Source organism: Gordonia metallireducens (assembly GCF_021245825.1).
Classification (GTDB): Bacteria; Actinomycetota; Actinomycetes; order Mycobacteriales; family Mycobacteriaceae; genus Gordonia; species Gordonia namibiensis.
Window position 1 is genome coordinate 159,180 of record NZ_JAJQJP010000034.1, and the last position, 22,863, is coordinate 182,042.

Consider the following 22,863-nt stretch of genomic DNA (forward strand, 5'->3'; position numbering starts at 1 on the left):
CATTTCGTATGCAGATACCCCGGGTGGAGGATCGTGAAACCACGACGACCCGTGTCGTGGTGGACCTCAGTTCTCGTTCTGGTGAGCGTTCAGGAGCAGGTGGTCGAAGGACTGGCGCACGGGATCAGGCAGCACGACGTACTTGTGCACGCCGGACACGATGTTCTTGGCCAGCTCGTTGACCTTGACGTTCGCCGTCTGGGACCGCCAACGCATCACCTCGAAGGCGCGTTCGGGACTGACTCCGTAGGCCATCGAGATCATACCCTTTGCCTGCTCGATCACGCCCTGGTTCTCGCGGAACCGCGCGACGTGCTCGTCGACCTGGAACTTGACCGTCTCCTCGTCGTAACCGGTCAGGTCGAGGTAGAAGCCCTCGGCACCGATCGGCTGGCCGTCGTCGTCGATGATCTGCTGGGAGACCACCGCGACGTGATGAACGGTGCCGGAGAGGTCGATGATGCGGTGTCGGCTGGAGAACGGCGTGCGTCGGCTCAGCATCGTCGCGACCATCTCGTCGAACGCATGGCGATCGTCGGGATGCTTGTGCCCGGCCAGTAGTTCGGTGGTCGGGGTGATCTCGCCCGGCTGGTAGCCGTGCATCTCGGCCACCTCGTCCGACCACCACCATTCCTCGGTGTCGAAGAGGAACCGGAAGCTGCCGACATGCCGGATGCGGGAATCGTCGGCAGGAATGTTGTCTATCTTTGGCACGGTTACCCCTAGAGCTGGAAAAAGGCACGCAGAACTGCACGCCGGCGGTCTCGGGCGATGTTTGAGCTTACCTGGGATCCGCTGGTTGCGAGAAGCGACCCGCACTGTGCTGCGTCGTGCCCGTCTCCTTGAGAAAAACTGCAGTTCAGAGGCCTGGTTTCGCTGATCTGAGCGCCGGGTAGGCAGATACCCACGGTGGCCGGGAGCCGGCCGCCGTTGAGACGCGAGGAGGTCTTGATGAGCACCAGCAGTGACAGCTCCGACGCCGCGGCGGCGACTGAAGGCGTCAATCCCGATCTGACCTCGACGGTCGGTGCGGAGGACCTCGACGAGGACCACCTGGCGCGCGATCCGCTCGAGGACGGGATGGATCCGCCGGAGGACTGGTCGGCCAGCGACCGCACCGGAACCACGGCCCGTGAGCAGCGAGAGGGCGAATCGCTCGACGAGAAGCTCGACCAGGAGATCCCCGACGAGAACCCCTGATCCATCAGCGACAGCTGGAGTCGCCACCTCCCTGACAGACGCGCCGGTCCCACACGGCGCGGCTCCCGGGAGGTGGCGATCTTCGCATCCGGGGACGGTCGCGTACGAGGGCGGCGCGTGGAGGCAGGTTTTCGATTCCACCGCAGCGGGCAACCGGCGGCCATGAGCGATCAGGAGAACTTCCCACACGAAGCGAAAACCATCCCCTACCCGGGCGAGACCGGTGACATGCCCGACCGCCCGCGCGACGAGATGACCGAGTACCGCGGCCGCGATCTGCTCGCGGGTAAGACGGCGCTGGTCACCGGTGGCGACTCGGGCATCGGCCGGGCGACCGCGATCGCGTTCGCCAAGGAGGGGGCCGATGTCGCGATCGCCTACCTCGAAGAGGATGAGGACGCTCGGCACACTGTCGAACTCATCGAGGCCGAAGGGCGCAAGGCGCGCGCGTACCGCGGAGACCTGGGAGACCCGACCCATTGCGCAGAGGTCGTCGAGCGCACCGTCGCCGAACTCGGTGGATTGAACATCCTGGTGAACAACGTCGCCTACCAGCAGGTCGTCGACGACTTCCTCGAGGTCGACCCCGCGCAGTGGTATCGGACCTTCGACGTGAACATCCACAGCTTCTTCCACACCACCCGTGCTGCCGTGCCTCATCTGACCGGTGGTGGCGCCATCATCAACACCTCGTCGATCAACGGACTGCGCGGCAACGACAGCCTCATCGACTACTCGGCGACCAAGGGGGCGGTCCTGGCGCTGACGTACTCCCTTGCGCAGTCGTTGATGGAGAGGAAGATTCGCGTCAACTGTGTCGCACCCGGGCCGGTGTGGACCCCGCTGATCCCGGCGACGATGCCGGCCGAGGCCGTGAAGGACTTCGGCACGCAGGCGCCGATGGGCCGCGCCGCCCAGCCCGACGAGATCGCGCCGTCGTACGTGTTCTTCGCGGCCGAACAACTTTCGTCGTACTACACCGGTGAGGTGCTGGCTCCGATCGGCGGCGAAACGCTCCCCGGCTGAGGGGGATTCATCGTCAGGGGATCGGCAGCGGTGCCAGGCTGTTCCCGCGCGGCAGCGACGCGCAGTTGCTGCGCGTGGGGATTCCGGTGAAGCGTTCGGTGAGGTATTCGGCGGCGAGCGGTTCGAACGGGAGAAACGCTTCCTGGTGGGTCAACCCGTTGAGCTGCTGGTAGGTGACATCGACTCCGCGTGAGCAGTATTCGTGCGCGAGGCCGATGACGTCCCCGGTGATCATCAGGGTGTCGCCGATCGCGTTGTAGTGGCCGACCGCGAGGAACATCTTGGTACGCGGCGTCCCCTGGCTGCCCATGATGTTGTCGTTGATGGCACGCACCACCGCGGGGACGTCGAGCAGTCCGGTGTAGGGCGGGGCCACCATGGCCGCGCTCGTGAGCCCCGGGTACTTCGACGCGAATTGCGAGATGCACTCGGAGCTGACGGCTTTCGTCACCTGCGTCCCGCGCTCGGAGAGGAAGGCGGAGGTGTCGAGTCGGTAGGCGCGCTGATAGGCGACGATCAGCGCGGGGATCACACCCGCCCATTTCGCGCTGCCGTCGATGTAGGGCAGGTTGTGGGCGAGGTCGACGGGGAGGCCGCCGGCAGCGGCTCCGATGATATTGAGTTCCGGGGCATAGCGCGGCGCGACCTCGGCTCCCCACTGCGTCGGAATGGAGCCGCCGGAGTAGCCGACCAGGCCGACCGGTGTGGACCGTGGGAGTCGCAGGAATGCCTCGGCGGCCCGGATTCCGTCGAGCGCCGCATATCCCGATTGCCGGCCGATGGTCCACTGTAGGTCCTCGCCCTCGTAGTCCGGCACCACCACGGTGTAGCCCGCCGCGAGATAGCCTGCGATGACGCCCTGTTCGGTGGTGGCGGTGCCGTTGGCATAACCCCCGGCGAGCGTGTAGGACGGGTCGCACTGGGAGCCGAGGGCGTCGTAGGCCATGTGGTACGAGATCAGCCGAGTCGGTCCCGGGACGAGTGGGCGCAACACCGTGGCGACCGTCGCCCGACCGGCACCGAACTGGTCGGTCGTTCGGTACAGGACCTGGGTTTCCGGTGATCGGAGTGGACAGGCGTGGTGTCCGGAACGTCATCGGCCGCGTCCGGAGCACGGTGCCGGGCACGGTGTCCCGCAGCGACGCGTCGTACCGGTAGAACGGGTCGGCCGAGGGGAGGGGTGCACCCGGGCCGGGCGCGGCGTACACGGGCGGCGGAGCTCCCAGGGCCCCCAGCATCATGCCGACGATCAACCCGGCGAAACCAGCCACACGCAGGAAGCTAATGCGCACCCCGAACGCCATGGCTCATTCAAACACCGATGGGCGATCGGCGTCGGACTTCTGGACCCGCCGCCGGGTCATCTGTTGGCCTGTAACCAGGCGACCACCTGGGTTCGCGACCCCACGCCGAGCTTGCTGAGGATTCGTTCCACATGCCCGTCCACTGTGCGCCGGGACACGACGAGTTTGTCGGCGATGGCTCGATTGCTCATCCCCTCGGCGACGAGTTCAGCGATCTCGTTCTCGCGCTTGGTGAGTGGGTTGGTCTCCCGTTCCGCGGCCGCGGGCTCGGCAGCCGGCGTCTCGAGTGCGAGTTCGACAGCGCCGGAGATCGTCATCTGCGCCGGCGGCGTGATCAGGTCACGAAAGACCGCGGGGCGCATGGCCGACGCGAGACGCTGTTGGGCGGCGATCGAATCCGCGGCGACGCCAGGACCGAATGCGGTCACCGAGGTACCCAATCGATTCCACACGGCGCGAGCGGCACCGAACAGGCGCGCCGATTTCTCGCACCGGCCCTCCGCCTCGGCCGCCCATGCCAGGAGTTCGATCGACAGCGCCGTACAGATCTTGTCCTTGAAGTCGCGCTGGATGCGTAGGGCTCGGGTGGCAGATTCGCCGGCCGCGGCGATGTCGGCCCGGTGGAAGTGGGCGAGACCGGCGACCCACAGCGCGTAGGCCTTGTTCCAGCGTTCGTCGTAGTCGTCGGCGACCGCGATGACATTCGCCGAGGTCGCCAGCGCGTCGTCGAGTGCGCCCTCGTACACCTGGGCCATCGCGAGTTGGAACTCCGCGGTCAACGCGGCCGCGGGATCCAGCTTGCGGTGCACGGGAATCGCCCGACGGTATGACCGGATCGCGTCGGTCGTCCGCCCGGTGAACAAATGATGCAGGCCCGCCCACTGGTCGTGATAGGCCATCAGCGCGATGTCGCCCTGTTCCTCCGCGATGACCGCGCACTCGGCCAGATGCTGTTCGGCGCCGTCGCGGTCGCCCTGGATGAGTGCAGTCCAAGCGGTCACCCAGAGGACGTGCGCGCGTTCGGTACGCGCCTCCGGTAGACGGTCGAGCAGGCGCTCGAGACGTATGCGTCCGTCGGCGAGGTTGCCCCCGGCGATCCAGTGATATCGCAGGGCGACGGCGAGTCGGGCGGCCTCTGCGAGGTCACGTTCCCGCAGCGACCAGTCGATCGCTGCGATCAGGTTGGGATGGTCGACGCGCAACTGCGCCAGCTGATCCGACTGTCGGGGTCCGAACCAGTCACGGGCATATCGTTCGGCGCGTTCCAGGTAGTGGTCACGGTGTCGGCGATAGATGTCGTCGCGGTCCCCGGCCCGGTCGAGTAGCTCCTGACCGTACTCACGGACCGTCATCAATTGGGAGTACCGCAGCACCGCACCCGACCGGTCCACGCTGACCAGCGACTTGGCGATCAGCTGGTCGAGGACGTTGATCACCTCGTCGGGGTCGTCACCGTCGTTTCGACAGACCGTCTCGGCGGCCTCGAGGTCGAAGCCACCAGGGAAGACCGACAGACGAGACCACAGTCGGCGTTCGCTGTCCGAGCACAGGTCATAACTCCAGTCGATCATCGCGCGCAGTGTCTGCTGCCGCGGTAGGTCGGTCCGGTTCCCGCCCGTCAGCAGGGCGAACCTGTCGTCGAGGCGCTGTACGAGCTGCACCGGGGACAGCGACCGCAGCCGGACCGCGGCCAGCTCGACGGCGAGTGGGATGCCGTCGAGCGCGATGCACAGCTGTGCGATCGACTCCGCGTTCTTGTCGTCGAGGGTGAAATCGGGAACAGCTGATCGTGCTCGTTCGACGAGCAGCGTGACCGATTCATAGACACCGAGGTCGGAGGTCCGCACGCCAGCGGCGGAGGGTGGCACGCTCAGCGGTGGCAGCTCGAAGATGGCCTCGCCGCCGACGCCGAGCCGCTCGCGACTGGTGGCGAGAATCCGGATCTCGGGGCCGTCGTCGAGCACGGTGGCGACGAACGACGCGGCCGCGTCGAGCACGTGCTCACAGTTGTCGACGACGATCATCATGTTGCGAGTGCGCAGGTGGTCGACGATCTTGTCCATCACCGGTCGATTGGACTGGTCGGTCACGCCCAACCCCGCGGCGGCCGCCGACGGCAGCGCGTCCGGCTCGCGGACCGCGGCGAGGTCGATCCAGCACGCACGGTCGCGGAACGCTCGCGCCGACCGCCCCGACACCTCCTCGGCGAGCCGCGTCTTACCGACCCCACCTGGACCGACGATGGTGACGAGCCTCGACTGTTGCAGTCGTGAACGCGCCTCGTCGATCTCTCGACGCCGGCCGACGAAGCTGGTCATCGAGTGCTTGTGAATCCTCGACCGGTTCAGGGTGTCCTCCAGTGTCGTCACACCAGGTGAATGTAATGGGCGCCACTCCATACCTGTGCTGTGACCCGCAACACGGGTAACGGAGGGGGTAATTCACCCCGTGCCTCCCAGTGTGACCCACGCCATGGTTGACCCAGCCAATCGTCCGGCCACGGACGAACGCCCGATCACCAGGAGAGGCACATGACCACCAGCATCCCGAATCACCCCGACGTCGTCGATGTCGTTGCCGTGGGAGCCGGATTCGCCGGCCTGTACGCGACACACAAGTTCCGTGACCAGATGAACATGTCGATCCGCGTCTTCGAGGCAGGTTCCGACGTCGGCGGCACCTGGTTCTGGAACCGCTATCCCGGGGCCCGTTGCGACATCGAGAGCGTGCACTACTCGTACTCGTTCGACGATGAGCTGCAACAGGAGTGGCAGTGGACCGAGAAGTTCGCCGGTCAGCCGGAGATCCTCGAGTACCTGCAGCACGTCGCCGACCGGTTCGATCTCCGCCGCAGCATCACCTTCAACACCCGCATCATCGGCGTCCACTGGGATGACGTCGACTCGCTCTGGACTGTCACCACGGACAGCGGCGAAACGATCCGCAGTCGGTTCTTCATCGCCAGCGCGGGCAACCTGTCCGTTCCCAAGACACCGGAATTCGGTGGCATCGAGAACTTCTCGGGGGAGGTCTTGCTGACCGGGAACTGGCCGCACGAACCGGTGGACTTCACCGGGCGCAAGGTCGCCGTCATCGGCACAGGTGCCAGCGCAATCCAGGCGATCCCCTTCATCGCCGAGCAGGCCGCCGAACTCACCGTGTTCCAGCGGACGCCGAACTATGCGACACCGTTGGCGAACGGCCCGATCGACCACGACGAGGTCGATCGGATCAAGGCGGAGTACGACGCCGTGCGCGAAGCCGCACGTAACCACTTCCTCGGCGTGCCGTTCACCGACGTGCAACCGTCGGCGCTGGCGGTCAGTGCCGAAGAACGACGCCGCGTGTTCGACGAGCGCTGGAATGCCGGCGGCTTCCGCCTGTTCATCGACTCGTTCCAGGACATCCTCTTCGACAAGGAAGCCAACGACACGATCGCCGAGTACATCCGGGACCGGATTCGGCAGCGCGTCACCGACCCGGCGAAGGCCGAGGCGCTCGTGCCCACCGGGTACGCATTCGGGACCAAGCGGCCACCGCTGGAGACGAACTACTACGAGGCCTACAACCGTGACTCGGTGAAGATCGTCGACGTCCGGAACACCCCGATCGAAGAGATCACGAGTACCGGCGTGCGCGTCGGCGACACCGTCCACGAGGTCGACACCATCGTGCTGGCCACCGGCTTCGACGCGATGACCGGTCCGCTCATGGCGATGGACATCCGCGGGCGGGACGGACTCCGCCTGTCCGACAAATGGGCGCACGGGCCCCGCACCTACCTGGGCGCGACGGTTCACGGATTCCCCAACCTGTTCCTCATCACCGGACCGCAGTCGCCCTCGGTGCTCTACAACATGCCGCTGGCCATCGAGGACCACGTCGAGTTCGCAGCGGACGCCATCACCTTCGTCCGCGACCACGGCCGCGACGTCATCGAGGCGACCGAACGTGCGGAATCCGAGTGGGGGCAGATCACCAACGAGATCGCCGACCAGACCCTGTTGCCGCAGACCAACTCCTGGTACATGGGCTCGAACATCCCGGGAAAGCCGCGCGCCTGCATGGTCTATCTCGGCGGTGCGCCCGCCTACCGCGACACCGTCGCCGAGGTGGTGTCCGCCGGCTACACCGGGTTCGACATCAGGCGCGCCGAGGTTCCGCTGACGGCGATCGCTTCTTGACGCCGAACCGGTTCTCGCGCAACGACCCTGAAGGGAGACAAGCGATGTCGACCCCAACCGCGACCCAGAAGAAGCTGGTCGACGTCTTCGGCAGATACGCCAGTGGTGTCACCGTGGTGACCTGTACCAATGCCGAGGGCCGCCCGCACGGCGCCACCGTGACGGCGTTCACCGCGGTGTCGCACGACCCGTATCTGTGCCAGGTCACGCTGACCAAGAAGTCGAAGGCCTGCCAGTACCTCGACGGCCGACCGTTCGCGGTCAATTTCCTCGCCGCCGAACAAACCTCGGTCGCCATGCATTTCGCCGGACGTCCGACGCTGCCCGCGCCGGTGCTCGTCGACGGCGATGAGGCGCCCTATCTCGATGACGCACTCGCCACGGTGATCTGCAGGCCGTGGCGGACCTACGACGCCGGGGATCATCTCATCTTCATCGGCGAGATCGTCGAGACAAGACTGCACGACGCAGAGCCGCTGCTGTACTTCGCCCGCGGCTTCCACCGGTTGACACCAGCAGATCCCCAGCACGCATGGGCCGGATGTTCCGACGACCCGCTCATGGGCTGGTTCGGCGAGGACGCCTCATTCGTGCCGGCGCATGTCGTCGACCAGCCCGTCAGCTCGAAATCACTTCCCGCTCACGTTCCAGCTCGCCAGGAGGCAAACGCATGACCACCACCGAGATCCGCAGTACCGATCCGGCCGAGACGCCGGTCCTGACCGAGAACCCGGTCCCCGACGCGGCCGAGAAGGCGAGGCAGACCTTCGCCACCCGCCCGATGACAGGTGACGAGTACATCGAGTCGATCAGGGACGGCCGCGAGATCTATCTGCATGGTGAACGCGTCGAAGACATCACCACCCACCCGGCCTTCCGCAACCCGATCCGGATGACCGCTCGGCTGTACGACTCGATGCACGATCCCGCGACGCGGGACAAGGTCACCGTTCCGACCGACACCGGCAACGGCGGCGTGACCATGCCGTTCTTCAAGGCATCCAAGAGTTCGGCCGATCTTCTCGCCGAGCGCGACGCGATCGCGGAGTGGGCACGCATGACCTATGGCTGGATGGGCCGCAGCCCCGACTACAAGGCCAGCTTCCTCGGCACGTTGCACGCGAACTCCGAGCTGTATGCCCCGTTCCAGGACAACGCCGAACGCTGGTACCGCGAGTCGCAGGAGAAGGTCCTCTACTGGAACCACGCGATCATCAACCCGCCGGTCGATCGCCAGTTGCCGCCGGACGAGGTCGGTGACGTGTTCATGAAGGTGGAGAAGGAGACCGATGCCGGCCTCATCGTTTCCGGCGCCAAGGTCGTCGCGACCGGTTCGGCGATCACCAATTACAACTTCATCGCGCATTACGGTCTGCCGATCAAGAAGAAGCAGTTCGCGCTGATCTGCACCGTCCCCATGGATGCGCCTGGGGTCAAACTGATCTGCCGGTCGTCGTTCACCGAGAACGCCGCGGTGATGGGCACCCCGTTCGACTACCCGTTGTCGAGCCGGATGGACGAGAACGACACGATCTTCGTCTTCGACAAGGTGCTCGTGCCGTGGGAGAACGTCTTCATGTACGGCGATGTCGAGAAGATCAACGCCTTCTTCCCGCAGTCGGGCTTCCTGCCGCGCTTCACCTTCCAGGGTTGTACCCGTCTCGCGGTCAAGCTCGACTTCATCGCCGGCCTGCTGATGAAGGCCCTCGACGCCACGGGGTCCGGCGGGTTCCGCGGTGTGCAGACCCGTGTCGGGGAGGTCATCGGTTGGCGAAACCTGTTCTGGTCGTTGACCGATGCGATGGCGCACAATCCCGAACCGTGGATCGGCGACACCGTCATCCCGAAGCTCGAGTACGGCCTGACCTACCGCATGTTCATGATTCAGGGATATCCGCGGATCAAGGAGATCATCGAGCAGGACGTCGCGTCCGGTCTGATCTACCTGCCGTCGAGTTCACGGGACTTCAAGAGCCCCGTCGTGCGTCCGTACCTGGACAAGTACGTCCGCGGGTCCAACGGCATCACCGCAGTCGATCGCGTGAAGGTGATGAAGGCGCTGTGGGATTCGATCGGCAGCGAGTTCGGCGGCCGGCACGAGCTGTACGAGCGCAACTACTCGGGGAACCACGAGAACGTCAAGGCCGAGTTGCTCTTCGCCGCGCAGAACCGTGGCGGCGTCGACCAGATGAAGGGGCTCGCGGAGCAGTGCCTGTCCGAGTACGACCTCGACGGCTGGACCGTGCCGGACCTCATCGGCAACGACGACGTCAGCTACTTCGGCAACCGGTGACGAACTGCCCCGGCCGCTTCCGAATCACGAACACCACAACCCCAAGGAGTACACCATGACACTCGATCCGCATGTCGCCCAACTGATGTCAGGCCTCGCCGAACAGGGCGTACCGGCCTTCCACCGGGTCTCGGTGGAGCAGGTCCGCAGCATCATCGACACGTTCGTCGGGCTGCAACTGCCGGCCGAACCGGTTGCGAAGGTGGACAGCGCCCACTATGTCAGCGACGGTCATGAGCTCGAACTACGGATCTACACACCCGAGTCGTCGGGACCCCTTCCGGTCATCCTGTACTTCCACGGAGGTGGCTTCGTCGCGGGAAGCATCGAGGTGATCGACGAGCCGTCACGCGCGATCGCGAACGCGGCCGGTGCCATCGTCGTCGCCGCGCAATACCGCCTCGCTCCCGAACACCGATTCCCGGCTGCGACGGACGACGCATGGGCGGCGCTGAACTGGGTGGCCGACAACATCGGTGCGTTCGGCGGCGACCCCGCCCGGTTGGTGGTCATGGGGGACAGCGCCGGCGGTGGTCTCGCCGCGGGTGTCGCCCAGCGTGCACACGACGCCGGGGCCCCGAGCGTCCGCGGTCAGGTGCTGATCTACCCCGCGCTCGGCCCCGACACCGCGTTCCCGTCGCGTGAACAGTTCGGTGAAGGCTATGTCATCTCCGCGGCCGACATGGACTTCTTCTGGGAGAACTACCTGCCGGACGCGGCCTCACGGGTCAATCCGGTTGCCGCCCCGACTCTTCGGGGCGATCTGAGCGGACTGCCGCCGGCGCTCGTCCTCACCACCGAGAACGAGGTGCTCCGCGACGAGGGTGAGGACTATGCGCGGCGCCTCGCCGACGCCGGTGTCGAGGCGGTCGCCAAGAGGTACCAGGGCCTGGTCCACGGAGTGTTCTGGATGTCGGGTGCCGTGCCGCGGTGCAACGAGTTGCGCCAGGAGGTCGCGGACTTCGTCGCTCGGATCTCCGCCGCCGCAGCAGTCGCGAAGTAGGGAGAGCGGAGGCCCCCGGGACACCACAGGTTCCCGGGGGCTCGCACCTTTCGTTCGTGGGCCGGCTGTTACGTTCGACTGTGATGTCAGAGCGCCGAACCCGGTCCGCGAACGAACGGACCACCGCCGGCGTGATCATCACCGCCGTCGGCGTGATGCTGGTGGCGGCCAACCTCCGCCCTGCTGTCGTTTCGGTGGGCCCACTGATCGGGACCATCTCGGCCGACGCCGGATTCAGCAGCGCCGTGGCGGGTCTGCTCACCGCGTTGCCCGTCCTCTTCTTCGGTATCTCCGCTCCCGTCGCGCCGAGGCTCGCGAACCGGTTCGGCATCGAGCGGGTCATCTTCGGCGCCCTGCTCGTGCTCATCCTCGGCATCGTCGTACGCCTCGTGCCGTCGTCGGTCGCACTGTTCCTCGGGTCGGCGGTCATCGGTGCTGCCATCGGCACCTGCAACGTCGTTCTGCCCGCCCTCATCAAGCGGGACTTCGCGCACCGGTCGGGGCTGATGACCGGCTTCTACTCGATGACGTTGTCCGGCGGTGCCGCGGTCGCCTCCGGGGTGAGCGTGCCGATCAACGATGCGCTGGGCGGGGATTGGCGTCTCGCGCTCGCCTCCTGGGGACTTCTCGCGTTGGTCGCGGTCGTCGTGTGGATCCCACAGTTGTCACACGTGCACCGGGTGACGGCGGCGAGCCCGACGTCGTCGTTGTTGCGTAACCCGATCGCGTGGGCGGTGACCGTCTTCATGGGCACCCAGTCGCTCATCTTCTACACCTTCGTGGCGTGGCTGCCGCAGTACCTGGTCGACGAGAACGGGATGACCCCGGTGGGAGCCGGTGCCGTCGTCGCGTCCGCGCAGGTGGTCGCGTTGATCATGTCGCTGGTCGCGCCGATCGTCGCCGGACGGTTCGACGACCAGCGCGTGGTGACCTTCGTGGTCCTCGCCGTCTGCGCGGTCGGCTTCGCCGGACTCATCGGCACCGACGTGTGGCCCGGGTTCTGGGCCGCGTGCGTGATGGTCGGGCCCGGCGCTTCCATCAGCCTCTCCCTGCTCTTCATGGTTCTCCGCAGCTCGGGATCGAAGCAGACCGGCCAGGTCTCCGGGATGGCGCAGTCGGTGGGTTATCTCGCCGCCGCGGTCGGGCCGATCCTCATCGGCCTGATCCACGACGTGACCGGCTCCTGGACGGTGGCGATGGCGGTGCTCTCGCTCGCCCTGGTGCCGCAGGGCGTGGCAGCCCTCGGTGCCGCCCGCAACGTCAAGATGATCGACTGAGACGAAACCGGCCAACCATCTCACGTCGTTGTGTGCCGGCCGCTACGCTGTGGCCCATGCATTGCGTGGTCGTGGGTGGGGGACTCGCCGGTCTGGCGTCGGCGGTATGGCTTGCGGAGGCCGGGCAACGAGTGACGCTCCTCGAGCGCCGCGGTTCACTCGGTGGCCGCACCATCTCGATGCCGCTCGCCGCGGTCGACGACGTGCCCGACAACGGCCAGCACGTCTTCGCCAGCGGATACGAACACCTCATGCGGTATCTCGAGAGCGTCGGTACCCGCGAGCACGTCGAGTTCCCCGGCCACATGACCATGCGGATGCCGGGCGGCGCCACGCGAAAGTCGGCTTTCGGCGGACTGACCGGTCTGCGAGCGGCACTCGGTGATCTCCCCGGGGTGGCCGGACTCGACCGGCTCCGGACCGCCCTCGCGCAGGCACGGCTGATCCGGCACGCATTCCGGCAACCCGAATGGCTCGATCAGGTGACCGCCGACGAGTGGTTCCGTCGGATCGGCATGCCGCAGTCGGCGCGGGACGCGCTCTGGGACGGCATTGTCATCGGCCTCACCGGCGACAAGACCGAGATCTCGTCGGCCAAGGTCCCGGCCGACCTGCTCGTCACCGGCGCCCGACGCGCCGTCGCGACCCGGACCCCGGTCTCGATCGGCTTCCCGACCGTGGACCTCGACACCCTGTTCGTCAACGGCGCGGAGAAGAGGTTCGCCGACGCCGGCGTCGACGTCCGGCATCGTGCGGTGGTGTCGTCCGTCGACGTCACCGACGGCACGGTCACCGGGGTGACGCTCGCCGACGGGGAAAAGGTCGCCGCCGACGCCGTCATCTGCGCGGTGCCCGTGTGGAGCGTGAAGGGGCTTCTCGACCAGGTGCCGGGCCACGAACGGATCTACGAAGCGGTCGACAAACTCACCCCGGTGCCGATCGTGAGCGTCAATCTCTACCTCGACCGCTCGATCGGCATGACCGACTGGGGCGAGATCCTCCACGGCGGTGAGGGTGTGCTGGAGCAGGTCTGGGACCGCCAGCGCATGCACGGCCGCGAACCGAAGGACAACTGGTTCTACTCGACGACGGTGTCGGCCTCGTATGACCTGATCGGCAAGACCAACGCCGAGATCACCGACATCCAGATGGACATGCTGCGCAAGTACTTCCCGCAGGCCGCGGACGCCCGGGTGATCCACAGCCACGTCGTACGGATGCCGAAGTCGACGTTCGCCCAGCGCCCCGGAACCGCGGGAATCCGCCCCGACCAGCGCACCGCCGTCGACGGCCTGGCCCTCGCCGGGGACTGGACCAGGACCGACTGGACCACCACGATGGAGGGTGCCTGCCAGAGTGCCGCGCGGGCCGTCGACGTGATCCTGGAGTACGCGAACTCCCGGCGCTGAGTAAATTCGTCCCATGCCGACGACATCGTCAGTCTTCTACATCGGTGGACCCGAGGTCATGCTGCGGATCAGCGGGCATGCCGTGTCCGCCGAACGCGGTGAAGCACGCATCGTGACCGGTCCGTGGCTCGCCGACCCCGCGGCCGGTGTCAACCGCGCCGCGCTCGCTGTCGCACTCGACGACGTGACCGGATACGTCGTCGACGCCGGTGCCCCAGACGGCCGCTGGCCGGTCTCCCTCGGCATCCGGATGGACTTCGTCGCCGACCCGCCGCTCGACGGGACACCGCTGGACGTCACCGGCGAACTCGTCGCCCGCGACGAGCGTGGCGCGATGACCACGGGCCGGGTGTCCGATCCGTCCGGGCGCCCGATCGCGACGATCATCCAGCGCTCACATCTCGTCGACGCCCCGACCACCCCGGGCGCCCACGCGACCGCCGAGGTCCTCGACGCGCCCACCAGCCCGGTCCGCGACCAACTGGGGCTGGTGCCCACCACTCCCGGCGTGCTGACGATGGCCCCGACGGTCCTCTCCGCCAACGGAATGGGCAGCGTGCACGGCGGAATCCTCATCTGCGCTTCAGAACTCGCCGCGATGTCAGCAGTCGAGGCGAACGGACAGTTGCGAACCACCAGCATCGACATCACCTACGTGCGCCCGTGCAACGCCGCCGACGTCACCACCTTCACCTCCGAGACGTTGCACCGTGGCCGAAGCCTGTCCGTGGTGCGGATCGTGTCGGCGAACTCGACGGGCAAGCCGTCGTCGATCGCGACCGTGGTGCTCCAACACATCTGAGATCCACATCACAAGTGAGTCTTTGGCGACCGGCATACCAGCATGGTTGCGGGGGACCGCATTTGCCTGGCAAGGTGCACACATACGGCCTGATCAAGGCGCGTGCAGATGACGTGCCTCGTGCAGCCGTATCTTTCGCGATCCGTCATCGCGTGATGCGGATTCGCGCACAACACAATCACCTTGCCTGCCGCCGGATGTCTTTCCCGAGCGGCCTGCCGGATGAGGGAAAGGATCGACTCGATCGTGGTAACTCAAACAGCAAACAAGAACGCCCAAATCACAAAGACCGAAATCCCCAAGAGCGACAACCAGGCGCGCGGCGTCGACGTGTACCGAACCCGTCTCGCCCACCGCAGCCAGATCGAACCGCGTCCCCACAACACCGTGTGGGGCAGCATGGGGAACCCCGGGCCGTTGTCGGCACCCGAACTGCGTCACTACGCCGACCGTGGCTACCACACCGAGAACAAGGTGTTGTCGGCCGCGGACATCGATGCATGCCTGAGCGAGGTCGCCGACATCACCGATCGTCTCGGGGAGGACGACCGGGTGATCCGCGAGTCCTCCAGCGGTGACGTGCGTTCGCTGTTCGCGGTGCACAAGCTCAGCGACCTCATCGCGGAGATCTGCGACCGCGAGGCGATCCGCGGTGTCGCAGAACAGATCCTGGACGACGAGGTGACGATCCACCAGAGCCGGATCAACCTGAAGCCGGGCTTCGCCGGAGGACCCTTCTACTGGCACTCCGACTTCGAGACCTGGCACGCCGAGGACGGGATGCCCGCCCCGCGAGCACTCAGCGTCTCGCTGGCACTCACCCCGAACCTGTCCACCAACGGTCCGCTGATGATCATCCCCGGATCGCATCGCCGCTTCGTCAGCTGCGTGGGCGCGACACCCGATGGCTACCACCGGGAATCGCTGACCTCGTACCGGCCGCCGTTCGGCACGCCGGAAGAGGAAGATGTCGCGACACTCGCCGACGAGCTCGGGATCGACACGATCACCGGACCGGCAGGGTCGGCGCTCTACTTCGACTCCAACTGCCTGCACGCCTCGAGCGGCAACATCACGCCGTATCCGCGGAGCAACCTCTTCGTCGTGTTCAACGCGAAGTCGAATGCGCTCCAAGAACCGTTCGGCGGGACCGCGCCGCGACCGGATCACTTGGCGCACAGGTGATCTGACCTCGATGCGGGGTTTGCGCGGAGCGCCCACTCCCGTTGCCTGAGGTGCGAGCGAAGTGTCCACTTCCGTTGCCTGAGGTGCGAGCGAAGTGTCCACTCCCGTTGCCTGAGGTGCGAGCGGAGCGTCCACTTCCGTTGCCTGAGGTGCGAGCGAAGTGTCCACTCCTGCTGCCTGAGGTGCGAGCGAAGCGAGCCACGAAGGCCTGGTGAGAATCTCGCCAGGCCTTCGTGGCTCGTCGCTATCGCTCCTCGCACCTCAGGCAGCAGAGGGGGCATCGCTATCGCTCCTCACACCTCAGGCAGCGGTGGGGCGTCGCTATCGCTCCTCGCACCTCAGGCAGCAGGGGGGCGTCGCTATCGCTCCTCGCACCTCAGGCAGCAGAGGGGATGCGTTGCGTCAGAATCCCGCCGACGAGCCCAGCGCCGGGGCGGGGTCGGTGAAGTAGTGCTCGCCGTCGAACCGGGCCGGGAGGCCGGCGGCGAGGTACGTGCCGACCCCCGGCTGATCCAGCTCGGTGAACAGCGGATTCCGCTGCAGCACTCCGGATTCGACGACCTCGTCGAACGTACGGTACCGCTCCGACAACACGGCGCACTTCGACAGGGCGTCCTCGACCTCGGCGGTGGTGTGGCGTTCGAACCACGCGGCGAACAGCGGCGTGAGGATCCCGCGGTGGGTGTAGCGGTCGGCTTCGGTGGTGAAGTCGGCACCGAGTGCTTTCTCGATCGCGGCCACCGCGTCGCCGGTCTCGGTCATGGCGACCAGATCCCGGAAGTGACGCGGGGTGAGGGCGACGAGCATGAAGCGACCGCCGTCAGCGGTGACGAAATCCGTTCCGTACGTGCCGTACACGTCGTTGCCGGTGGCCGGGCGGCTGCCGCCGCCGAGCTGCGGTTCGGTGAGGTAGCCGAGCGTCCCGGCGATCGCGAGGGCGGTGTCCTCGAGAGGCAACGTGATCTGGGCTCCGGCACCGGTCTGGTCGCGGCGTCGGACCGCGGCGGTGATCGCCAGCGCGGCGTACAGGCCGCACGCCACATCCCACGCGGGGAGGGCGTGGTTGACGACGCCGGCGTAGTCGGTGGGGCCGGTGATCGACGGGAAACCCAGTGCCGCATTGACCGTGTAGTCGACGCCGGGGGTGCCGTCGGTGCGTCCGAGTAGTTCGAGGGTGATGACGTCGGGGCGCTTGGCGGCCAGCGTCTCGTGACTCATCCACGCGCGCCCGCCGGCGTTGGTGACGAGAATGCCGCCACCTGGACCGCTCTCGGTGACGAGATCCTGGATCAGCTTCTGCCCCTCGGGCTCCCGGAAGTTCGCGGTCACCGACTTCTTGCCCCGGTTGAGGCCGGTCCAGTAGATGGAGTTGCCGTCGGCGGTGACCGGCCAGCGGTTGGTGTCGGCGGCACCGCCGACGGGGTCGACGCGGATCACCTCGGCGCCGAGCTGGGACAGCGTCAAACCGCACAGCGGCGACGCGACGAAACTCGACACCTCCACGATGCGGAGTCCCTCGAGGGGGCGGGGGTTGTTGCTCATGAGCGAAAGATCCTCCGGGAACTGGGTGTTCGGGTCAGGCCATCAGGACGTGGTAGCGCCAGTCGAGGACGTCGCGGTCCCCCTGGTCGTCGGTGTCACCGTGGGCGACGACCTTCGACCTCAGGCGCAGGACACCGCCGCCTCCGGCGAGCGGCGTCGCCTCCTCGACCTCGATCTCCGAACTCAGGGTGTCGCCCTCGTGGACGGGGCCGGTGTGGTCGCACGAGTCCCAGGCCACCACGGTGACCAGGTTCGGCAGGGCGCGGTTGGCCTGCGACAGAGCGAGTCCGATGGTGTGTCCGCCGTAGACGAGTCGGCCGCCCGCGGCCTTGCCCGCCACCCGCTCGTCATGGTGGGTGGCCGCGATGTTCAGCGACAGGCGCGCGAGTTCCGGTGCGCTGGAAACGACGTCGGCGCTCGAACGGTAGATGCGGCCGGCCAGGTCGGGGGAGAAGTGCCGGCCGCCGACCGATGACCGGAAGCTGGCGAGATCCCAATCGGGCAACGCCGGCTCGGCCTCGTCGCCGGGCCCGATGGTGCTCAGATCGTCGGCGTGCACGGTGCGACCGGGGTCGGCATCCGGGGACAGCGGCAGCATCGCGCACCGGTAGAAGTCGAGGACCGTCGCCCCGTTCTGGTCGGTGGTGACCATGTGCAGCGCGGCCAGACCGGTCGGGGCGCGGCCGGGCTTGGACTTGTTCTCCCGCAAACCGACGACCTCGGTCACGGTGGTGAGCGTGTCGCCGATCTCGGGGTAACTCAGGAAACGCAGCCCGCGGTAGAACAGGTTGGCCTTGACATGATGGGTGGCCAGCGTCGACTGCCCGATCGCGACGTCGGTGACCAGTCCCGGATGAGCGAGTGTGCCGCCCTCACCGACAGCATGGCCCAGGACGCGCCCCGCCAGATGGGCATCCAATGAAAGTCGCAGTCGGTCACCGAGAATCGCCTGATGGGAGGCGGCGAGACCGGACGTGAGTGTCAGTGACGGGGCGTCGTCGAAGACCTGACCGTGGGTCAGTTCGTCGAAGTAGGGTCCGCCGACCGCGATCGCCTCAGTCATCGACCGCCGCCTTCGCGAGGACGCGGCGAGCGGAGACGGCGAGGGCCTCGTCGAGCATCCGGCCGTCGAGCTCAGCGGCACCCGCGCCCGCGGCGGCCGCCTTCTCCAGCGCCTCGAGTACGCGTCGCGCATCCTCGACGGCGTCGGCGTCCGGGGTGAAGATCTCGATGGCACTTGCCAATTGCGCGGGGTGGATCACCCAGGTGCCATCGAAGCCGAGGTCGCGGACCCAGCGCTTGGCGTCCCGAAAGGTGTCGTCGTCGGCAATGGTCAGGTGGGGGCCGTCGACCACGTCGACACCCGCGGCTCGGGCGGCGAGTAACACCGAGTCCTGCACGACATGCCACGTCTGCATGGGCAGACCCGACGCGCGGCCCAGCGACGCACCGAGATCGGCGTACCCGATCAGAACGGCGTCGAGACGGTCGGTGGCCGCGCAGATCGCTGCGGCATCGCGGATGCCACGCGGGGTTTCCAGCAGCGCCTGGAGCCGGACCGGGGAGTCACCGAGCTGTTTGTCGGCCTCCAGGAGGTCGCCGGGGGTGTCGGCCTTGGGGAGCACCACCGAGGTCAGGTTCGGCATCTGCGCGCACGCCGCGAGATCGTCCGACGCCCACGGGGTGTCGATGGCGTTGATGCGCAGCGAGACCGCGCGATCGGCGCCGAACTCGTTGACGAGTTCGGCAGCGGCGGCGCGTGCGGTGTCCTTGTTGGCCGGGGTGACCGCGTCCTCGAGGTCGAGGACCACCTCGTCGGCGATCGAGGCCAGCGCCTTGCGTGCCTTGCGGTCGTCGGAGGCCGGCGCCACCAGAACGCCTCGTCTTCTCTGCACCATTGCTCCCAATTGATCGTGACAACCCGGGTGTCGGGTCCAAATGTGCGGCCAAAGTGTGCCGTCACGGTTCTATCAGACCTGGACGTCTGATGGGAAGGTTGACATAGGTACGGCCGATGGACAAAATGGCCGTACAAATCAGCCCGACCACGAAGAGCACAGGTGAGCCCCTCCATGAGCACGCTGTCAGCCGAAGAATCGTTCCTCGTCGAGACCGTTCGGCGGTTCGTCGACCGCGAGGTCAAGCCGACCGTGCAGGAGGTCGAGCACGCCAACGAATACCCCGAGAAGTGGATCGAGCAGATGAAGCAGATCGGGATCTACGGACTGGCCGTGTCCGAGGAGTACGGCGGCTCGCCGGTGTCGATGCCCTGCTACGCGCAGGTCACCCAGGAGCTCGCCCGCGGCTGGATGAGCCTCGCGGGTGCGATGGGCGGACACACCGTGGTCGCCAAGCTGATCACGCTGTTCGGCACCGAGGAGCAGAAGCAGAACTATCTGCCGCGGATGGCCACGGGCGAGATGCGGGCGACGATGGCCCTGACCGAGCCCGGCGGTGGTTCCGACCTGCAGGCGATGTCGACCGTCGCCAAGGAGGACGGCGACGAGCTGGTCATCAGCGGCGCCAAGACCTGGATCAGCAATGCCCGACGCTCGGGACTGATCGCGCTGCTCTGCAAGACCGATCCGGCGGCGCAGCCGCGACACCGGGGCATCTCGATCGTCCTCGTCGAACACGGTCCCGGACTGACGGTCTCGCGCGACCTGCCCAAGCTGGGTTACAAGGGCGTGGAGAGCTGCGAGCTCTCGTTCGATGGCTACCGCGCACCCAAGTCGGCGATCCTCGGCACGGTGCCCGGCAAGGGTTTCGGACAGATGATGAAGGGTCTGGAGACCGGGCGTATCCAGGTCGCCTGTCGCGCACTGGGTGTCGCAACGGCCGCTCTCGAGGACTCGCTGGCCTACGCGCAGCAGCGCGAGTCCTTCGGCCAGCCGATCTGGAAACACCAGTCGATCGGCAACTACCTGGCCGACATGGCGACCAAGCTCACCGCGGCCCGTCAACTCACCTGGCATGCGGCCGAGCAGTACGACAAGGGCGAGCGCTGCGACATGGAGGCCGGCATGGCCAAGCTTTATGCCTCCGAGGTCGCCATGGAGATCGCCCTCAACGCGGTTCGCATCCACGGCGGATACGGTTACTCCACCGAATTCGACGTCGAGCGGTACTTCCGCGACGCACCGCTGATGATCGTCGGTGAGGGCACCAACGAGATCCAGCGCAATGTGATCGCCGCGCAGCTCGTGGCGCGGGGCGGTATCTGACGGCGACGGTTCGTCGGCAGCGGTGGTACTCGAACAGGGGAGTGGGATGGGCGAGGTCGGGCAGTCCGAGCCGGCGTACAAGGTGCTGGCCGCCGAACTGCGTTCGCACATCGCGCAGGGTCGCTACAAGGGAGGTGTCCGGCTGCCCACCGAGTCCGAGCTCTCGCAGGAGTACGGGCTGAGCAGGCAGACGGTGCGCCGCGCCTTCCTCGAGTTGGTCACCGAGGGTTCGGTGTACCGGGTGCCCGGGCGAGGTACCTTCGCGACCGAGAACGCCGGTCAGTATCTACGGCAGCTCGGCTCGATCGACGACCTGATGAACCTGTCCACCGACACCGAGATGCAGGTCCTCGAATCCCCCTCGCGTCGAGTCGATCTCGAGGCCGCCGGGCGCCTGCGTCTCGACACCGACGTCGTCTACCGGATCGTGTTCCAGCGTTTCCACGACGGCGTGCCGTTTGTGGTCACGACCGTGTCGTGGCCCGAGTCGGTGGCGCGGCTCGTGATCGATGCGCCCGAGGTGAAGTCCGGGGCGACAAGTGATTCCACGATGATCGGTCTGCTCGAACCCCATCTGCAGTATCCGATCGAGGAATGCGCGCAATCCATCACGGCCACCACCGCCGACGCCGAGACCGCACGGCGTCTCGGCTGTCCGGAGGGACATGCGGTGCTGCGGGTAGACCGGCTCTACACCGACTCTCGTGGGCGGGCGGTCGAACTCGCGGTCAGTTACTTCCTGCCCGAGCATTACACCTACCGCGTGACGCTGCGTCGTAGCGGTTTGTGACGCACAACGAAAGTGGCCCGGCAGTCGACGATGACTGCCGGGCCACTCTCGCGTTCGGGAGGGTCAGTGACCGGCGCGGGCCGGCTGCTCTTCGACGATGCTCGATGCCCTCGCCTTGGTGGGGATCAGCAGGGTGATCGCCACGCCGACGAAGGCTGCGGCGGCCGCGATCAGGAAGCACCAGGTGAACGTCGATTCGTCGGGGACCTCGGTGCCGCCCAGCGAGATGGTCGCGCTGGCCAGGACCAGGGCCATGACGGCGGAGGCGACGGTGGTGCCCAGTGAACGCATCAGACCGTTCAGGCCGACGGCCGCGCCGGCCTCGGTGGGCGGTACCGACCCCATGATCAGGGTCGGCATGGCCGCATAGCCGATGCCCACGCCGATGGCGCAGATGATCGAGGCCAGCATCAGCTTCCACGCCGAGTCCATGAGGAAGAAGGCGAAGATGTAGCCGGCGCCGAGGATGCTCGCACCGATCGCGAGGGTGAACTTGGCGCCGATCCGGTTGATCAGCAGACCTGAGAGCGGTGCGAAGAACATCATCATCAGGCCGCCCGGGGCCATCCACAGGCCCGCGGCCAGAATCGACTGTCCCAGGCCGTATCCGGTCGCCTCGGGGAGTCGCAGCAGCATCGGCAGGATGATCGCCTGCGCCATCATGCCGAAACCGATGGCCGCAGCCGCGATGTTGGTCAGCAGCACGGCCGGACGAGCCGACGTCCGCAGGTCGACCAGCGGCTCCCGCTGGCGGAGTTCGAAGAATCCCCACAGAACCAGCACGGCGATGCCGCCGAGGCCCAGACCCAGCGTGCTGGCCGAGGTCCAGCCCCAGTCGTTGGCCTTCGAGACGGCGATGAGGAAGGCAGAGAGGCCGATGGCCAGGCCAACGGCACCGGGGATGTCGAGGCGTCCGCCCGCGGCGGTGTTCACGCGGGGGAGGAAGACGAGGACGGCGACCACGATGAGCACGCCGAGGCCGGTGGCGACCCAGAAGAGAGCGTGCCAATCCCAGGTCTGGACGATCCAGGCCGACAGGGGTAGACCGATGGCGCCACCGACGCCGAGCGTCGCCGACATCGCGGCCACCGCCATGGACGTGATGCGCGGCGGGGTGATCTCGCGGATGAGGCTCATGCCGACCGGGATGAACCCCATGGCCAGGCCCTGGACGCCTCGTCCGATGATCAGCGGGATGAGGGTGTCGCCGAGCGCGCAGAGCAGCGAACCGACAGTGAGCAGCGCGGCGCTCGCGAGCAGGACGCGCTGCTTGCCGAACATGTCACCGAGGCGGCCGGCGATCGGCATCGCGACGGCTGCGGCGAGCAGTGTGGCGGTGATGATCCACGAGGCATTGCCGATCGAGGTCCCGAGGAGACGCGGCAGATCCGGCTGGATCGGGATGATCAGGGTCTGCATCAGCGAGGCGACGAGACCGCCGAAGCAGAGCACCACGACGCTGATGACAGCGCCGGCGGGTGCCTTGTCGGCCGCGCCTGCGGCCTGGTCGTCGGCAGGCGCCTGACCGTGTACGTGGCTCATATGTGAGACCTCCTTCGAGGTATGCAGCATACATATGTAACGTACATAGGCAAACCGGACAGTACATTGTCCTGGTCGAATG

Annotated in this window: 18 protein-coding genes and 2 pseudogenes; 12 read left to right on the forward strand and 8 right to left on the reverse strand. The window is 66.9% G+C overall.

Annotated features, from left to right (window positions below; all coding sequences use genetic code 11):
* Window positions 1–66: 66 nt before the first annotated feature.
* Entirely contained in the window at window positions 67–714 is a 648-nt protein-coding gene (locus tag LQD00_RS14260; RefSeq protein WP_232717845.1) for a PAS and ANTAR domain-containing protein, read from the reverse strand.
* 237 nt (window positions 715–951) lie between these two features.
* On the opposite strand from LQD00_RS14260, the gene LQD00_RS14265 reads away from it, so the two are divergent.
* On the forward strand, window positions 952–1,200 hold the full coding sequence (locus LQD00_RS14265; RefSeq protein WP_006868980.1) for a hypothetical protein: 249 nt from the start codon (window positions 952–954) through the stop codon (window positions 1,198–1,200).
* 162 nt (window positions 1,201–1,362) lie between these two features.
* Window positions 1,363–2,226, forward strand: a complete 864-nt coding sequence (locus LQD00_RS14270) for an SDR family oxidoreductase (protein ID WP_232717846.1) — start codon at window positions 1,363–1,365, stop codon at window positions 2,224–2,226.
* 13 nt (window positions 2,227–2,239) lie between these two features.
* Here the strand turns inward: LQD00_RS14270 and LQD00_RS14275 are convergent.
* Both LQD00_RS14275 and LQD00_RS14280 read right to left on the reverse strand, forming a co-directional pair.
* Window positions 2,240–3,530, reverse strand: a pseudogene (locus LQD00_RS14275) (lipase family protein).
* A gap of 56 nt (window positions 3,531–3,586) precedes the next feature.
* Complete coding sequence (locus tag LQD00_RS14280) at window positions 3,587–5,848, reverse strand: ATP-binding protein (RefSeq protein WP_232717906.1); 2,262 nt, start codon at window positions 5,846–5,848, stop codon at window positions 3,587–3,589.
* 213 nt (window positions 5,849–6,061) lie between these two features.
* On the opposite strand from LQD00_RS14280, the gene LQD00_RS14285 reads away from it, so the two are divergent.
* The 8 genes from LQD00_RS14285 to LQD00_RS14320 all read left to right on the forward strand — a co-directional run bounded on the left by LQD00_RS14285 (window position 6,062) and on the right by LQD00_RS14320 (window position 15,683).
* A complete protein-coding gene (locus tag LQD00_RS14285; RefSeq protein WP_232717847.1) occupies window positions 6,062–7,714 on the forward strand; it encodes a flavin-containing monooxygenase in 1,653 nt (550 codons plus the stop codon).
* 44 nt (window positions 7,715–7,758) lie between these two features.
* On the forward strand, window positions 7,759–8,388 hold the full coding sequence (locus LQD00_RS14290) for a flavin reductase family protein (RefSeq protein ID WP_232717848.1): 630 nt from the start codon (window positions 7,759–7,761) through the stop codon (window positions 8,386–8,388).
* Entirely contained in the window at window positions 8,385–10,007 is a 1,623-nt protein-coding gene (locus LQD00_RS14295) for a 4-hydroxyphenylacetate 3-hydroxylase family protein (protein ID WP_232717849.1), read from the forward strand. Before LQD00_RS14290 ends, LQD00_RS14295 begins: the two co-directional genes overlap by 4 nt.
* Window positions 10,008–10,062: 55 nt before the next feature.
* The gene (locus LQD00_RS14300; RefSeq protein ID WP_232717850.1) at window positions 10,063–11,010 is read left to right on the forward strand and encodes an alpha/beta hydrolase; all 948 of its coding nucleotides are present in this window, start codon (window positions 10,063–10,065) and stop codon (window positions 11,008–11,010) included.
* An 83-nt stretch (window positions 11,011–11,093) separates the two neighbouring features.
* A complete protein-coding gene (locus tag LQD00_RS14305) occupies window positions 11,094–12,287 on the forward strand; it encodes a CynX/NimT family MFS transporter (protein ID WP_232717851.1) in 1,194 nt (397 codons plus the stop codon).
* Between the two features lie 56 nt (window positions 12,288–12,343).
* A complete protein-coding gene (locus LQD00_RS14310) occupies window positions 12,344–13,696 on the forward strand; it encodes a hydroxysqualene dehydroxylase (RefSeq protein ID WP_232717852.1) in 1,353 nt (450 codons plus the stop codon).
* A gap of 13 nt (window positions 13,697–13,709) precedes the next feature.
* Window positions 13,710–14,498: a PaaI family thioesterase gene (locus LQD00_RS14315; RefSeq protein WP_232717853.1), complete on the forward strand. Its 789-nt coding sequence runs from the start codon at window positions 13,710–13,712 to the stop codon at window positions 14,496–14,498.
* Between the two features lie 246 nt (window positions 14,499–14,744).
* On the forward strand, window positions 14,745–15,683 hold the full coding sequence (locus tag LQD00_RS14320; protein WP_232717854.1) for a phytanoyl-CoA dioxygenase family protein: 939 nt from the start codon (window positions 14,745–14,747) through the stop codon (window positions 15,681–15,683).
* Between the two features lie 96 nt (window positions 15,684–15,779).
* Here LQD00_RS14320 and LQD00_RS22900 read toward each other — a convergent pair.
* From LQD00_RS22900 to LQD00_RS14335, 4 genes and pseudogenes are all read right to left on the reverse strand, one after another.
* Window positions 15,780–15,851, reverse strand: a pseudogene (locus LQD00_RS22900) (hypothetical protein); the annotation flags it as partial.
* A gap of 234 nt (window positions 15,852–16,085) precedes the next feature.
* On the reverse strand, window positions 16,086–17,225 hold the full coding sequence (locus tag LQD00_RS14325) for a CoA transferase (RefSeq protein ID WP_232717855.1): 1,140 nt from the start codon (window positions 17,223–17,225) through the stop codon (window positions 16,086–16,088).
* A gap of 34 nt (window positions 17,226–17,259) precedes the next feature.
* On the reverse strand, window positions 17,260–18,288 hold the full coding sequence (locus tag LQD00_RS14330) for a MaoC family dehydratase (RefSeq protein WP_232717856.1): 1,029 nt from the start codon (window positions 18,286–18,288) through the stop codon (window positions 17,260–17,262).
* A complete protein-coding gene (locus LQD00_RS14335; protein ID WP_232717857.1) occupies window positions 18,281–19,096 on the reverse strand; it encodes an HpcH/HpaI aldolase/citrate lyase family protein in 816 nt (271 codons plus the stop codon). Before LQD00_RS14335 ends, LQD00_RS14330 begins: the two co-directional genes overlap by 8 nt.
* Before the next feature lie 201 nt (window positions 19,097–19,297).
* Here LQD00_RS14335 and LQD00_RS14340 point away from each other — a divergent pair, with 201 nt between their 5' ends.
* Both LQD00_RS14340 and LQD00_RS14345 read left to right on the forward strand, forming a co-directional pair.
* Window positions 19,298–20,449, forward strand: coding sequence for an acyl-CoA dehydrogenase family protein (locus LQD00_RS14340; RefSeq protein ID WP_232717858.1), 1,152 nt, complete (start codon window positions 19,298–19,300; stop codon window positions 20,447–20,449).
* A gap of 46 nt (window positions 20,450–20,495) precedes the next feature.
* On the forward strand, window positions 20,496–21,239 hold the full coding sequence (locus LQD00_RS14345; RefSeq protein ID WP_006867510.1) for a GntR family transcriptional regulator: 744 nt from the start codon (window positions 20,496–20,498) through the stop codon (window positions 21,237–21,239).
* Between the two features lie 63 nt (window positions 21,240–21,302).
* Here LQD00_RS14345 and LQD00_RS14350 read toward each other — a convergent pair whose 3' ends face one another.
* Entirely contained in the window at window positions 21,303–22,781 is a 1,479-nt protein-coding gene (locus LQD00_RS14350) for an MFS transporter (RefSeq protein WP_232717859.1), read from the reverse strand.
* Window positions 22,782–22,863: the final 82 nt, after the last annotated feature.

Bases quoted from the DNA above. Each gene is read 5' to 3' on its own strand.
- LQD00_RS14315 (WP_232717853.1), top strand. From the start codon at position 13,710: ATGCCGACGACATCGTCAGTCTTCTACATCGGTGGACCCGAGGTCATG.
- LQD00_RS14265 (WP_006868980.1), top strand. From the start codon at position 952: ATGAGCACCAGCAGTGACAGCTCCGACGCCGCGGCGGCGACTGAAGGC.
- LQD00_RS14295 (WP_232717849.1), top strand. From the start codon at position 8,385: ATGACCACCACCGAGATCCGCAGTACCGATCCGGCCGAGACGCCGGTC.
- LQD00_RS14340 (WP_232717858.1), top strand. From the start codon at position 19,298: ATGAGCACGCTGTCAGCCGAAGAATCGTTCCTCGTCGAGACCGTTCGG.
- LQD00_RS14285 (WP_232717847.1), top strand. From the start codon at position 6,062: ATGACCACCAGCATCCCGAATCACCCCGACGTCGTCGATGTCGTTGCC.
- LQD00_RS14330 (WP_232717856.1), bottom strand. From the start codon at position 18,288: ATGACTGAGGCGATCGCGGTCGGCGGACCCTACTTCGACGAACTGACC.
- LQD00_RS14310 (WP_232717852.1), top strand. From the start codon at position 12,344: ATGCATTGCGTGGTCGTGGGTGGGGGACTCGCCGGTCTGGCGTCGGCG.
- LQD00_RS14305 (WP_232717851.1), top strand. From the start codon at position 11,094: ATGTCAGAGCGCCGAACCCGGTCCGCGAACGAACGGACCACCGCCGGC.
- LQD00_RS14350 (WP_232717859.1), bottom strand. From the start codon at position 22,781: ATGAGCCACGTACACGGTCAGGCGCCTGCCGACGACCAGGCCGCAGGC.
- LQD00_RS14325 (WP_232717855.1), bottom strand. From the start codon at position 17,225: ATGAGCAACAACCCCCGCCCCCTCGAGGGACTCCGCATCGTGGAGGTG.
- LQD00_RS14270 (WP_232717846.1), top strand. From the start codon at position 1,363: ATGAGCGATCAGGAGAACTTCCCACACGAAGCGAAAACCATCCCCTAC.
- LQD00_RS14280 (WP_232717906.1), bottom strand. From the start codon at position 5,848: ATGACCAGCTTCGTCGGCCGGCGTCGAGAGATCGACGAGGCGCGTTCA.
- LQD00_RS14290 (WP_232717848.1), top strand. From the start codon at position 7,759: ATGTCGACCCCAACCGCGACCCAGAAGAAGCTGGTCGACGTCTTCGGC.
- LQD00_RS14345 (WP_006867510.1), top strand. From the start codon at position 20,496: ATGGGCGAGGTCGGGCAGTCCGAGCCGGCGTACAAGGTGCTGGCCGCC.
- LQD00_RS14300 (WP_232717850.1), top strand. From the start codon at position 10,063: ATGACACTCGATCCGCATGTCGCCCAACTGATGTCAGGCCTCGCCGAA.